This is a genomic window from Pseudomonas sp. PSB11, assembly GCF_014596605.1.
Lineage (GTDB): Bacteria > Pseudomonadota > Gammaproteobacteria > Pseudomonadales > Pseudomonadaceae > Aquipseudomonas > Aquipseudomonas umsongensis.
Genome location: NZ_NOIO01000003.1, coordinates 12,232 through 25,301 on the forward strand (window position 1 = coordinate 12,232; position 13,070 = coordinate 25,301).

General features: G+C 51.3%; 13 protein-coding genes and 1 pseudogene. 12 read left to right on the forward strand and 2 right to left on the reverse strand.

Annotated elements, in window-relative coordinates; translation table 11 throughout:
- Nucleotides 1–9: 9 nt before the first annotated feature.
- The gene (flgE, locus tag CGA21_RS05030; RefSeq protein ID WP_188263692.1) at nt 10–1,359 is read left to right on the forward strand and encodes a flagellar hook protein FlgE; all 1,350 of its coding nucleotides are present in this window, start codon (nt 10–12) and stop codon (nt 1,357–1,359) included.
- A 736-nt stretch (nt 1,360–2,095) separates the two neighbouring features.
- Here the strand turns inward: flgE and CGA21_RS05035 are convergent.
- Nucleotides 2,096–2,560: a helix-turn-helix domain-containing protein gene (locus tag CGA21_RS05035; protein ID WP_188263693.1), complete on the reverse strand. Its 465-nt coding sequence runs from the start codon at nt 2,558–2,560 to the stop codon at nt 2,096–2,098.
- Between the two features lie 188 nt (nt 2,561–2,748).
- Here CGA21_RS05035 and CGA21_RS05040 point away from each other — a divergent pair, with 188 nt between their 5' ends.
- Genes CGA21_RS05040 through CGA21_RS05055 form a run of 4 tightly spaced genes read left to right on the forward strand, consistent with a single transcriptional unit; the run spans nt 2,749 to nt 4,741 of the window.
- A complete protein-coding gene (locus CGA21_RS05040) occupies nt 2,749–3,486 on the forward strand; it encodes a metallophosphoesterase (protein WP_188263694.1) in 738 nt (245 codons plus the stop codon).
- Between the two features lie 47 nt (nt 3,487–3,533).
- Nucleotides 3,534–3,926 carry a hypothetical protein gene (locus CGA21_RS05045; protein ID WP_188263695.1) on the forward strand — a complete coding sequence of 131 codons (393 nt, stop codon included), beginning with the start codon at nt 3,534–3,536 and terminating at the stop codon, nt 3,924–3,926.
- 9 nt (nt 3,927–3,935) lie between these two features.
- Nucleotides 3,936–4,340 carry a DUF6957 family protein gene (locus tag CGA21_RS05050; RefSeq protein WP_188263696.1) on the forward strand — a complete coding sequence of 135 codons (405 nt, stop codon included), beginning with the start codon at nt 3,936–3,938 and terminating at the stop codon, nt 4,338–4,340.
- Between the two features lie 44 nt (nt 4,341–4,384).
- Nucleotides 4,385–4,741, forward strand: coding sequence for a hypothetical protein (locus tag CGA21_RS05055; protein ID WP_188263697.1), 357 nt, complete (start codon nt 4,385–4,387; stop codon nt 4,739–4,741).
- A 1,009-nt stretch (nt 4,742–5,750) separates the two neighbouring features.
- On the opposite strand, the gene CGA21_RS05060 is transcribed toward CGA21_RS05055, so the two are convergent.
- Entirely contained in the window at nt 5,751–5,912 is a 162-nt protein-coding gene (locus tag CGA21_RS05060; protein ID WP_188263698.1) for a type II toxin-antitoxin system CcdA family antitoxin, read from the reverse strand.
- A gap of 312 nt (nt 5,913–6,224) precedes the next feature.
- Between CGA21_RS05060 and CGA21_RS05065 the strand changes: the two genes are divergently transcribed.
- The 7 genes and pseudogenes from CGA21_RS05065 to CGA21_RS29840 form a co-directional block, all read left to right on the forward strand.
- On the forward strand, nt 6,225–6,659 hold the full coding sequence (locus CGA21_RS05065) for a LexA family protein (protein ID WP_188263699.1): 435 nt from the start codon (nt 6,225–6,227) through the stop codon (nt 6,657–6,659).
- Complete coding sequence (gene umuC, locus CGA21_RS05070; protein WP_188263820.1) at nt 6,646–7,926, forward strand: translesion error-prone DNA polymerase V subunit UmuC; 1,281 nt, start codon at nt 6,646–6,648, stop codon at nt 7,924–7,926. Before CGA21_RS05065 ends, umuC begins: the two co-directional genes overlap by 14 nt.
- A gap of 272 nt (nt 7,927–8,198) precedes the next feature.
- Entirely contained in the window at nt 8,199–9,194 is a 996-nt protein-coding gene (locus CGA21_RS05075; protein WP_188263700.1) for an AAA family ATPase, read from the forward strand.
- A 19-nt stretch (nt 9,195–9,213) separates the two neighbouring features.
- Nucleotides 9,214–11,706, forward strand: coding sequence for a S8 family peptidase (locus CGA21_RS05080; RefSeq protein ID WP_188263701.1), 2,493 nt, complete (start codon nt 9,214–9,216; stop codon nt 11,704–11,706).
- A 36-nt stretch (nt 11,707–11,742) separates the two neighbouring features.
- A complete protein-coding gene (locus tag CGA21_RS05085; protein WP_188263702.1) occupies nt 11,743–12,108 on the forward strand; it encodes a histone-like nucleoid-structuring protein, MvaT/MvaU family in 366 nt (121 codons plus the stop codon).
- A gap of 379 nt (nt 12,109–12,487) precedes the next feature.
- Complete coding sequence (locus CGA21_RS29835; protein ID WP_223194015.1) at nt 12,488–12,778, forward strand: hypothetical protein; 291 nt, start codon at nt 12,488–12,490, stop codon at nt 12,776–12,778.
- A gap of 106 nt (nt 12,779–12,884) precedes the next feature.
- A pseudogene (locus tag CGA21_RS29840) lies at nt 12,885–13,022 on the forward strand (transcriptional regulator); the annotation flags it as partial.
- Nucleotides 13,023–13,070: the final 48 nt, after the last annotated feature.

Below are 13,070 nucleotides of genomic sequence, written 5' to 3' on the forward strand. Positions count from 1 at the left end.
GAGTGGAATATGTCTTTCAACATCGGCCTTAGCGGTCTCTATGCCGCCAACAAACAATTGGACGTCACCGGCAACAACATCGCCAACGTGGCAACCACCGGCTTCAAGTCGTCCCGCGCAGAATTCGAAGACGTGTACTCGGCGACCAAACTGGGTACGGGCAGCAAGGTCGTCGGCAGCGGCGTGCGTCTGGCCAACGTTTCCCAGCAATTCACCCAGGGCGATATCAGCGCCACCGGTAACGTGCTGGACATGGGCATCAATGGCTCAGGTTTCTTCGTATTGAACAACAGCGGCTCGTTGTCCTATACCCGCGCGGGCACGTTCAAGGTCGACAAGGAAGGCTACGTCACCAACAGCGATGGCACCTCGCGCCTGCAGGGCTATGGAGTTGATAACAATGGCAAGATTGTCAACGGCGTATTGACCGACCTGCGCATCGACACCTCCAACCTGGCGCCAAAATCCACCACCACGGTGTCGTCGACGATCAACCTGAACTCGACGTCTCCCGTGATCGATCAGGCAGTGGCAACCAACAAGTTCGACCCTAGCAAATCGGAAACCTTTACCAAGCAGTTCAGTACGCCGGTTTTCGATACTCAAGGCAACCAGCACACCATGGATCAATACATGGTCAAGACCGGTCCGAACACCTGGGACACCTACACCCTGATCGATGATCGCAATCCGGATGGCAGCGACCCGACGGATGCTACGACACCGCCAATCGCGTCGACCATGTCCTTCGACACTTCGGGCAAGCTGGTGTCGGTCAGTACGCCGGTTCCACCGACCGTGCCTCCAACCGTTCCAACGCCTGCACCGGTGATCAGTAATGAGCTGAAAATCACCAATTGGACCCCGGGCAAAGTCAAGGATGGTGTCTGGACGGCTAACGGTGCAGCCGCCGATCCGGCTGGCCTGACGATCGCCATGGGTAGCACGACTCAGTTCAACGCCGATACCGCGCGCTCCATTCCCGTGCAGAACGGTTATGCCACGGGTCAGATCACCAACCTGACCATCGACGGCAGCGGCGTGCTGTTGGCCAACTTCAGTAACTATCAGACCAAGCCGATTGGCCAACTGGCGCTGGCCAGCTTCACCAACGAACAAGGCCTGCAGGCAGTCGGCGGTACCAGCTGGAAAGAAACCTACGCGTCGGGCATTCCGGGCTACGACGCGCCGGAAACCGGCTCGCTGGGTACGATCCGCTCCAACTCCCTGGAAGAGTCCAACGTCAACGTGACCAATGAGCTGGTCGATTTGATCAAGGCGCAGAGCAATTACCAGGCGAACGCCAAGACCATCTCTACCCAGAGCACCATCATGCAGACCATCATTCAAATGGCCTGATGTGGAATAGCTCAAAGCACTGCACAAGGAGCCCCTCGATCGAGGGGCTTTTTTTTGTAGATCAAAAGATCGCAGCCTCGCTTCGCTCGTCAGCTCCTACAGGGATCGCATTTTCAATGTAGGAGCTGACGAGCGAAGCGAGGCTGCGATCTTTTTCGTGGGCAAAAGAAAACCCCCGACAAGCCAGGGGCCTGTCGGGGGTCTTGTATTACCGGCTCAGCTTATTGACAGAGTGCCGATGTATGATTCATATACATTGTTGTAACCCTTGTATAGCGGGGCTTCCAGCAAGATTTTCTAATTATCTTTTCGAGAGAACGTATACTTTTGAGGTTTTTTGCCCTATTTGAAGCTGTAAAGTATACGTTTTTTAGCTGAGAGTCTGGCTTCGAAATTTTTTTCCTCCCACATCATATCGCCTCGATTTTACGGCGCTATCACTCTCTTTAGGCAGAAGCCTCGTGCGCTATTCGATCACCTTGAAGGGCGTGAGAATTCGCTTCAGCCGCTCCGGGTCGTCGAAACGAATCGACTGATGAAGAAAAGGTGGGGCGAATTGGCAGATTGAATTGCTCAGTTCCCTCTGGCAGACCAGGGCTCTTCTATGGGGCACGCAGCGCGAGTGTTGTACGTGAGGAAATTGTGCTCAGCTTGAGAGCGCCAGGGGCACTCTGTTGGGTCGTCACGTCCAACGAGACGGAAGGTACCTGAGCCGCTAAGGATGAGCTGATAAAAATCACTCGATTCTTCTGTGCCAGTGCTTATGAACGGTAGCCGTAGAGATACCTAATTCATCTGCGATCTCTTTTTGAGTAAGTCCTTGCTCGCGCAATGAGTGGACTTTGGTGGTCGTAAGCAGGCCTTTCTCTGTTGGCGATAGCCTAGGGGTGGCTGTTTCTTCTCGAAGCTCATCGATGGCGCCAACTTCAGTTAGGTGCTGAATTTCGGCGGTCAGGCGCGAGAGCGTTACACCCATCGGCTCATCGTTTCGGCTGCAAATTGCCATAGCGAATAACGCCAAAGGATCAACTCCTAAGGCTTTGGAAATCTGGTCAAGCTTCTCCAGCGTCACGCCAGAGCGTCCACTCTCCAGCAAAGCTAAGTAACTTCGGCTGGTCACGTTAGCCAGGTCATCCTGCCGAAGCTCCTTGGCCCGACGCGCAGCCCGTAACGCTTTTGCGAATGCCTGACTCAACGACATTGAAGACCCTCAAAAACGAGGATCAGGCCATGTTGATTGATTAGCTGCCACCCTATATATTGTACGTAGCTAATTATTGGTTTACAGCGCTCACATTCACTGAGAGCTTGATGTGCAGTGGGCTTCGGATGAGGCTAACGTAATAACAATGATTATAAATTGACAGAAAAATCGGGCGGGCGGGGAAAATGAAAATTCAATTTTTTTCAGATATTCATAACGAATTCTCCATGTTCAACCCGCCGTGCCTAGACGTTGATGTTGTGGTTTTAGCCGGTGACATTGATACAGGGACTCGTGGTGTGGAATGGGCGAACAAGACCTTTCACTGCCCCGTGATCTACGTTGCTGGAAACCACGAGTTCTACAAAGGCCATCTGCACCGAACGTTGGAAAAAATGCGTGCTAAAGCGCTCTCGCGTGTTCACGTTCTAGAAAACGAGCAAGTCATCATTAATGGGGTAAGGTTTCTTGGCACTACTGGTTGGACTGATTTTTACTCAGCAGACAACGCCACCACTGCGATGCTTGCCGCTCACATTTCCATGAACGACTACAAACAAATAAGAACAGGAAATCAGTATCACCGAATAACGCCAGAAGACCTCCAGCAAAAGTCGCAATTTGCGAAACACTGGTTGCTTTCGAATTTGTCCACTAAATATCAAGGAAAGACGGTTGTCGTAACGCATCATGCACCTTTGCCGGAATGTGCCCCTGGAATCAACTATGAACTAGGGCATTTGGCTGCAGCTTATGTCAATGATTGGAACGAATTTTCTGGATTCGATATTGATCTGTGGCTACACGGCCACACACATGTCGGTTACGAGAAGACCATAGAGGGCATTCGCTGTGCGTCCAATCCGCGGGGCTATCCTTTCGAAGAGACCGGTTTTGTAAACGATCTAATACTTACTATCTGAATTCAGATTAGCGCCAAAGAAATAAATCGTCAGCCAGGAGTAGTGTTTTGTTCAGAACAAACGAGAGTCAACTGCACGGCAGATTTAAAATGCCGGATGAAAGCCTCCTGCTTTGGAAATCAGTAGATATTAGTCACAACCAATATTCCTTCTTGATAGAAGGGGTAGGGTTCTTCGATGGGACTATGGGGCCAAGCGCGCGCCTCGTCTGTGACGCAGCATCGGTTCAAAATATTTGCAATTCGGGCGATTCAGAGTTTCTTGCTGTCACCAAGGTATACCTCATTTCGCCGCCTTGGATGAACCGGCAGCATGAACGTCTGATGGAACCGCTTTCCGAAATCAGATTGCAAAGTTCTGATAAAGAACAGCCAGTTTACGAATTCGTAACCATGGCAGGGCAGACTTATACAAGCGTTCCTCAACCTAGAACAACTTGAGACTCCAATATGGTCACGTTGGATGAAATCGCTCAGCTCCTGTATGGCATCGACGGGGAGACTTCGGGTTGGACTGGTTCCCAAGAGGATTTGATTTCCTTAGCGGGAAAGCTGTTCCCCAGCAAAGCGTTTTGTTTGGTGCGGCAGTGGATTTTGATCGACCTCACTGTGACGCCAGTTGAAAAGGAAAAGCTTACTGGCCTAGGTCTGCTCCCCATGACGCTATTCGCTCACGAGTTAGTCCTAGACAGTAAAGGCCGCTTCCAACCAAAAATGTGGGTGCGCAGCAACTTCGGAGTGTCACTTATCTACGGCTGCATGTTTGAAACCAAGAACACTGTTTACCTTCTCTGGGGCCCAGGCCAGCGAAAAGAAGCGACTCTGGAGGTTGCTTTTTCGATGTCGCCCGCTTGAGCGCGCCGTAAACACATAGTGAGTCATTTTGGAGATTTGGCCGGATGCCTAATGCAATCGAAGTAGAGCTTCACGGTAAGGATGTAAGTGACTTTCAGCTGAGTCGCTTGATGCGAGCAAGCCACCGAAAATACAGCGTGCCGATAACTGCTTTTATCAGTGAAGCTTTCATCGCCGAGGATACGTGTGCGGGCGTTTCTTTTGACCACGCAGAAAAACACGAGGGATACCGCAAAGCAGATGGCGCCATCCTTCGAACAGGAAAAATTCACACCGTACGGAAAGAGGGGCGTTTCTGGATGCTTGAAGCACAGGATGGCAATTACGTCATAGCCGGTTTTTTGCGAGGCGTTGGACGGCAGAGTTTTCTGAGGTTTCTGCGCACTGGTGAGCGCGTCTGAGACGTCAGTCAAAGAGCTCCGAAACCGTAATTCGGAGCCCTTAACTTGGTCGGCTCCATCCCGTGACTCGCCTCATCCGTGGGCTGTTTTTACGAGAGTGGTACCTGGCTCAGTAGCCGAACTCGTTCAGCAATTTCTGCAAAAACTCGCGCCGCCTTTGAACGATGCAAAGAATCAAATAATCACGGTCGGCGTCTCTCGTTGACAGGTGCCCAGCGTCCACCAGGCCATGGATGTAGCCTTCAGCTTTGCCCCTTGCCTCAAGTAATGCCTCAATGGAGGTGCTTTTGTAAATGTCGTCAGCGATGAGCTGCCACCGCTTTTTTTCGGCGGTACCCGATAGGATCGTCCGAAAATTTTGGTGCGCTGATCAGTGCCTCGAAATCGTTAGGTACGTGGGTTGTTCTCAAGATGGTTTCTCACGACGTTGACATCTGAGAGGAGGCTATCTTGCGTACACTATATGACCGGTTACTGGCTGTCGTACCGTTAAAAACAACCATACAGCCGAGAGATAAAACCCTCGATATTCGTTTCAGCTTGGCAGATTCGGCCCGCGTCTCTAGCTGTGAGATGAACCCTCCGATATTCTTCTGAGACCTGGTGTTGCGGCTCGCAGCAGCCGTTGAGCCGAGAGATAAAACCCTCGATATTCGTTTCAGCCTGCTGATGCGGCCCGCGTCTCCAGGTGGGAGATGAAACTACGGATATTCGTCTGAGACCTGGTGTTGCGGGTTGCAGCAGCCGTGGAGCCGGGAGATAAAACCCTCGATATTCATTTCAGCCTGCTGATTGGGCCCGCGTCTCTAGGTGGGAGATGAAACCCCCGATATTCGTTTGAGCCCGTGTTTGTTGGGTCAAACGACCACGGGGTCGAGAGATAAACCCCTCGATATTCGCATCAACCAGCTCGTTCAGCCTGCTCCGGCAGGTGGGAGATGAAACTCCTGATATTCGTCTGAGACCCGGTGTGCGGGCCGAAAAACATTCACGTTGCGAGAAAAAGGCATCAGAAGCTTCGTACTTCGTCGCTAAAAGCACCGTTGGCTTCCACTTCTTCGTTGTAGGCATTTACGGCTTCGCTGTTCTCTGCCAGCCATTGCTCGCACTGTTTATTCCTCAGTGCCTCGGCCAGGGCCCGCTCCAATTGATGTTCTTCCTGAGTTTGCATGGTCTTTTCCTCTCAACCGCGATACCCAAGCTTACCCTTAAGCAAGCACCCTATTTCAAGACGGCTGATAGAACTGTTCCTGGGTGGAACACTCCAGCCCGCACGGCTAGCCGCTTACGCGAAGAAGCGACTGCATTATTGCCGGCGGCGCAACGAAAAACCCTTACATCCCAGCAATCAATCCCTCTTGGACAGCCTTAAGACTTTGCTTCCAGCGAATCCATCGGTCGCAATTTTCCTCGCCCAAGATTGACCGCAAGCACGCTTCCACGTTTACTGTATGTATATACAGTTTTGGTTAAGGCATCCATCATGAGCGTCACCATTCTCGGCCCATTGGCAGAAGGGGGAGTTCAGCTTCCGTTCTACTCCTTCAAAGTCCCTGCGGGCTTCCCATCACCTGCGGCTGATCACCTTGAACAGCACATCTCCATCGACGAGCTGCTGGACATCCGTGCGCCGCATATCTACCTAGTGCGCATTGAAGGCCACAGCATGGAGGGTGCCGGGATATTCGATGGAGATATGGCAGTGGTGGATCGCTCGATCACCGCCGAGCATGGGCATATCGTGATTGCGGCAGTGAACTGCGAGCCAGTGTGCAAGCGCCTGTGCAAGCGAGGCTCGGACATCATCCTAATGTCTGAGAATGTAGGTTACCCTCCGCGATACATCCTCGAGGGCGATGAGTTGATCATATGGGGTGTAGTGACATTCAGCGTGCGTGCACATGATCCGAAAGCCTGATCCTGTATTCGCCCTGATCGACTGCAACAGCTTCTACGCAAGCTGCGAGCGAGTGTTCCGACCTGACCTGGTGAAGACGCCCATCGTGGTTTTGTCGAACAACGATGGCTGTGTGATCGCCCGCAGCGCGGACAGCAAGCCGTTCGTGAAAATGGGCGAGCCGTACTTTCAAATCAAGCACAAACTCAAGCAGCACGGCATCGTGGCGTTCTCGTCGAACTATGCGCTTTACGGTGACATGAGCGAGCGAGTGATGAGTGTGATTGAGTCAATGGTGCCTGCCGTTGAGGTCTATAGCATCGATGAAGCTTTCGCAGACTTAGCCGGGGTGCCAGGTAATCTTGAGGCGCTTGGACGACGTATCCGTGCCCAGGTCTATCAAAGCACTGGCATCCCTGTCGGCGTTGGTATTGCCGGTACGAAAACCTTGAGCAAACTCGCGAATCATTCGGCCAAAAAATGGCAGGCGCAGACTGGCGGTGTCGTTGATCTACGTGACCAGGTTAAGCGCGACTGGGTGCTTAAGAAATGCTCGGTCTCACACGTCTGGGGTGTAGGTCGGAAGATGACTGTTCACTTGGAGGGTATGGGTATCAAGACGGCTTGGGATCTCTCCAAAACAGATCCCTGGATGTTGCGCAAAAAATTCAGCGTGGTGATCGAGAAGACAGCTCGTGAGTTGGCGGGTACACCGTGCCTGGAACTCGATGAGCCTGATCCACCCAAGCAAGAGATCTGTTGCAGTCGGATGTTCGGAAAACGCCTCACAGAGATTGCGCCAATCAAAGAGGCCGTGGCCACATACATGATGCGAGCCACGGAAAAGCTCCGTGCGCAGCAGTCACTTTGCAAGAAAATACGCGTGTCTATTCGCACAGGCATGTTCAATCCGGAGGAAGCCAAATACGCCAATGGAGTCCTGGTCGAATTGCCGTACCCAACTGACGATGTGCGGTTAATGACAAGGGCTGCTGTGGAAGCTGTGGATCGCGTCTTCCGACCAGGCTTCAAGTACAGCAAAGCCGAGGTGCTCCTACTCAGCCTTTGCCAGAAGGGCGAGTACACCGAAGATCTTTTCTCGATCTCTCAACCGGTTGCCACTGAGAAAGTCATGGGTGTTCTCGATGCTATCAATGGCCGATGGGGCAGAGGGACTATGAGACTTGCGAGTGTACCTACCAATCCGGTTTGGGGTATGCGGCGGGAGATGATGAGCCAGAGCTTTACTACTAGGGTGGATCAGCTATGGACTGTATTCTCTAAATAGGCTTTGCTCAAATAGGGTAGAGAGGGGCGGATAGAGCTTAAACGTCTTCAACGTGGTGCGATTCATCAGTACCGTCGGTCGCTTTACCGGTCAGTGATGAGCCTCAGTCGGCTTTCTCAGTGTCGCTTCAACGCCTCCACGGCTCTGCGCTTGTGAGAAATGGTTTGGTTTTTAGCTAATCCGCCTTCGCAACTGGGATTAGAAAAGGACGCTAGTTTTCTGCAAACAGAGGCCAATGAGGCCTATAATGCCCGGCTTGTATGAGGTCAAATATGGCAAGCGCAGAACAGGTCAAAGCACTGCTGAAATCGCATATCACTGGTGATGAAAGTCACTTTTTCTCTGTGGCTATGCAGGTTGCGGCGCACGAGGCCAAGCTAGGCCACGGAAAGTTAGCAGGGGAGCTTAAAGCTCTTATCGATGCTGCTAAGGCACGCCCGACTTCAAAAATCACCAGTAAAACTGTTCCCATCAGTCAACCCCGTGGTGAGCTAGCTGACCTTCTTCAAGCGTCTTACCCCCAAGCTCGATTGTCCGACATGATATTGGACGAGCACGTTGCGATGCGCCTAAATCGGATCATCAAAGAGCAGCAAAGCCATGCAAAAATTCGGGCGCATGGCCTGTCTCCAAGACGAAAATTACTTTTGGTCGGCCCACCAGGTACGGGTAAAACTCTGACTGCTTCAGCTTTAGCAGGTGAGTTGGGTATCCCTCTATTTGTAGTAAGGCTAGACGCGTTAATCACCAAATACATGGGTGAGACTGCCGCTAAGCTTCGTCAGGTTTTCGAAACTATCTCCGAAGTTCGTGGCGTCTATTTCTTTGACGAATTTGATGCAATTGGCTCGCAACGAGGATTGGCTAATGACGTTGGTGAGATTCGCCGCGTGCTAAACAGCTTCCTGCAAATGCTTGAGCAAGATCAATCTCACAGCCTTGTAATCGCAGCCACGAATCACCCTGAAATTTTAGATTACGCTTTGTTTCGCCGCTTTGATGACATGATCCAATATGGGCTTCCCGAACCCCAGCAAATTATTGCGGTTCTGAAAAATCGCTTAGCCAGCTTCAAGCCCAAACGGTTGTCTTGGATTAAACTGGCTGAGAGAGCAATGGGTTTGAGTTACGCAGATATTGCACGTGCTGCTGACGATAGTCTTAAAGATGCGATCATTCATGATCGCGCAGTAATTACCGATGCGGACATCTTCCGAATGCTGGAAGAGCGGAAACTGATCAGCAAAAAACTCGTAATCGACACTTAACTTAAAGAGCTGTATCGCGATGACGGATCAACGCCAAGCCAATCTTCCCCATCTATATCCTCAAAACACATCATCAAAAGAACCATTTACGTCTCACAAGGTTATTGTTAGGCCATCCCCCTTGCCTGATCGAGATCGCACACAGCACGGCAGTTCATTGCAAGGGCAGGTTAAGCAACTTCAGCCCATTGCGGAGCAAGCCAAAGCTGAACAGCAGGCGTTGGGTATTGAGGGCGGAATTGGTCTACGCGTTCAGTTCGAAAGCTTCACTGATGTTAAATTAGCGTTTGAAAGCCTGGCCAACAAAACGCAAGGCATCGAGCTTCTAAATTATAAAGAGGAGGGAGAGCAGAGCTTTGCAACTGTATTCGTCCCTGACGGAAAGCTCGCCTATTTTGAAAAGATTATTGTTGAGTATCTCAATGATCGCAAGGGAGCTAAGGGGCAGAGCCTTGATCACAAGGCTTTGATAAACACTATTAGATCTATCCATGTTGCACAGCTTGAAGCACTTTGGACAGACAGCCCCGAGCTATTACCATCAGATGAAAATGAAGTTATTTGGTGGGAAGCTTGGTTGCCGATCAGGGATAGTCGAGAAGCTACGCGTGAAACATTCACTAGAATTGCAGAGATGCTTGGGATTAGGGTGTTAAATGGAACACTCAATTTTCCTGAGCGAACAGTAGTTTTAATTCAAAGTAGCAAAGCCCAATTGCAGCACTCCGTTCTAACGCTTAACTGCATAGCAGAGCTGCGGCGCGCAAAAGAAACAGCAGATTTTTTCGATTCTTTCACTCCCGCTGAGCAACACCAGTGGGGGCAAGAGTTACTGGAAAGAACGAGTTTTTCTGAAAATAATAACGTACCTCATGTTTGTATCATCGATACCGGAGTCAATCACGGCCATCCTTTATTAGTTTCTGCCTTATCAGGTGAGGATTTACACTCCATTGAGCCTGATTGGGGGGTAGATGACCGCAATGGGCATGGAACCAGTATGGCCGGCTTGGCACTATATGGAGATCTTTCAGCGGCTCTCCACTCAGCAGATCCGCTAATCATCGGACACCGTTTAGAGTCAGTAAAGTTACTTCCAAGTAGCGGTGCGAGCACGGATGACGAAAAGCAATATGGCGTCAACACCATTGAAGCCGTAGCCAGAACCGAAATAACCGCACCATTTAGAGCTCGTGTGTTCAGTATGGCAGTCACGACACTGGATGGTCGGGATAGGGGTCGTCCTTCTTCATGGTCATCAACGCTCGACCGCCTTGCCTTCGATGCAGACGAGCAAGGCGCCAATCCGAGACTTTTCATTGTATCGGCAGGTAATATACGAAATCCGTCTGATTGGGCGACTTACCCTGAAAGCAATACTCTGATGGGTATTTGTGATCCTGCACAATCTTGGAATTCGCTGACAGTAGGTGCCTTTACTAATCTGGTAGACCTCCCACGTGGCTTACGCGCAGTTGCCGAGCTAGGGGCGCTCAGTCCATTCAGTACCACCTCTCAAACATGGGTAAATTATTACCCCCTGAAGCCGGATGTACTATTTGAAGGTGGAAATCTTATTCAAGATGACCACATGGGGCCAGCAACAGCCGGTGAGCTGTCCCTGCTTACAACGCACCATCTGCCTATCGAAAGGCCTCTAACGCTCGTTACCGCAACCAGTGCTGCGACGGCTCTCTGTTCGCGTATGACAGCGCAACTGATGGGTGCATATCCTCAGCTATGGCCTGAAAGCATCCGAGCCTTGGTCGTTCACTCAGCAAAGTGGACGAATGCGATGAGGAGCATGTTTCTTCCTCCTGACCGCTCACCAACAAAGCAAGATTATGAGCGCCTCGTTCGGCATTGTGGATTTGGGGTTCCTAATCTTGAGAAAGCACTGTGGAGCGCTTCTGATTCACTCACACTCATGATTGAAGATATTCTCCATCCCTTCAAAAAGTTAAAGGGGAAGGAACCATCCCTCTGCGACATGCACCTGCATGCATTGCCATGGCCAAAGGATGAACTGGAAGCGTTAGGAGCAACTCCAGTCGAGATGACTGTAACGCTATCTTACTTCATCGAACCCAACCCCTCAGCAAGAGGGCGTTCTCGTTATCGCTATGAATCACACGGCCTTCGTTTCGACGCAAAGCGGCCCGCTGAAGAACTGGATAATTTCAGGGCAAGGGTTAACGCCGCAGCAGTTGATGACGAGAACGGTATGGTTAGCCGTGATGGTGATCCTGCATGGATTTTAGGTAAGCAGAAACGTCATCGTGGCTCTCTTCATCAGGATACTTGGAGCGGTACTGCAGCAGAGTTGGCAAGTCGAGGTTTTATCGCTGTTTATCCATCGCTAGGATGGTGGAAGACGAGAGCGGCTCTCGCGCGATATGACACCCCAGCCCGGTACTCGCTGATAATTTCAATCAGAACACCTGGGGTCGATACAGATATTTACAATGTCGTCGCAGCCAAGATTGCGGCTAAAAATGTTGTCCAAGTTTAATCGTTGATTTAAACCTTAATAGTTAAGAGGCCTTCTATGTCCAAACTCGCAGAATTCCGCCAGCTCGAAAAACACCTTGCCGAGCAACTCGAAGCGCTCGAAGCCCTGAAAGGCGACGCTGGCCTCAAGAAAGAAATCGAATTTGAAACCAAGCTGCGCGCTCTGCTTGCCGAGTACAGCTACAGCCTTCCGAACGTGATCAACCTGCTTGATCCGAAGCCTGGTCGTCGCGCACTAGCAGCCGACTCCAAAACCGGCACTCGTAAACCACGCCAGGTAAAGATCTACAAGAACCCGCACACCGGCGAAGTCGTCGAGACCAAAGGCGGCAACCACAAGACCCTGAAAGAGTGGAAAGCAGAGCACGGCTCCGCAACCGTCGAGTCTTGGCTGACCAAGTGATTTTGGTTTGAGTGCAAAAGGGCCCTTCAAGGGCCCTTTTTGTTAGGTGAGCCAGGTAAGGCGCGTTATCCGTATCGAAGTCTGTAAGGCCGTCCCATAGCTAAGCCATGCTCAGAAATCGACCGCGATGATCGGGAGGTGCTAGAGCCAGTACCGACGTGATCGGGTTATTTCATCGAGTACCGCATGCCCGCTGGGTGTGATGCAGTGGCCAGTAGCCTGTCCGGAAGAACCTATGCAGGATTCCTGACCATGTATAGGAATCGTGGCCAGTTATCCGATTTAGCAGTCAATCGTGAAGCAAGCCGTGGCCTCCGTACATCTCTGCGCTATGGTAAGTTTTCCGACGCATAAGACTAAAGTCGTAGGAGGGCGGGCCATGCGAATTCGTGGGGACGTGTTCTGGCAGTGGGCTGATCCGGCGCTTCACCATCGAACACACGATGAAACGTTAGACGACGGAACCTTCATTGATGTCCAAGTGAGGCTGTCGCCCTCGGGAAGCACGCAAATGTTCATTGGTGTGTATGCAGCGAGCGGCACGGCTTTGCATGAAGAGGCGCTTGATTCCAGGCCAGGTGAATCAATGACTCGTGCTTTAGCATGGGGCGTGGGGTGTGCAAGGCGACTCGCCATTGGCCTCAAGCCTACTGAAAGACATGTTGCATAGACCTATGGTTGCAGCGTGGTAGGGGTGTGGTTGCCCTATCAGTTCGTGATCAACCTGCTGATCCAGAAGTTGGCCGCCGTCGTGCTTCAGCTGTTGAGACCAAAGTAAGCCATGCCAGGTGACGGCCTATAAAAATCCGCACACCCGCGAACTCGTCGAAACCAAAGGCGGCAATCAGCGGACGCTGAAAGAGTGGAAGGCCGAATACAGCTCAGACACGGTTGAGTCCTGGCTGGCAAAGTGATTTTAGTTTGAGTACAAAAAAGGGCTCCTACACTGGGCCCTTGTTGTT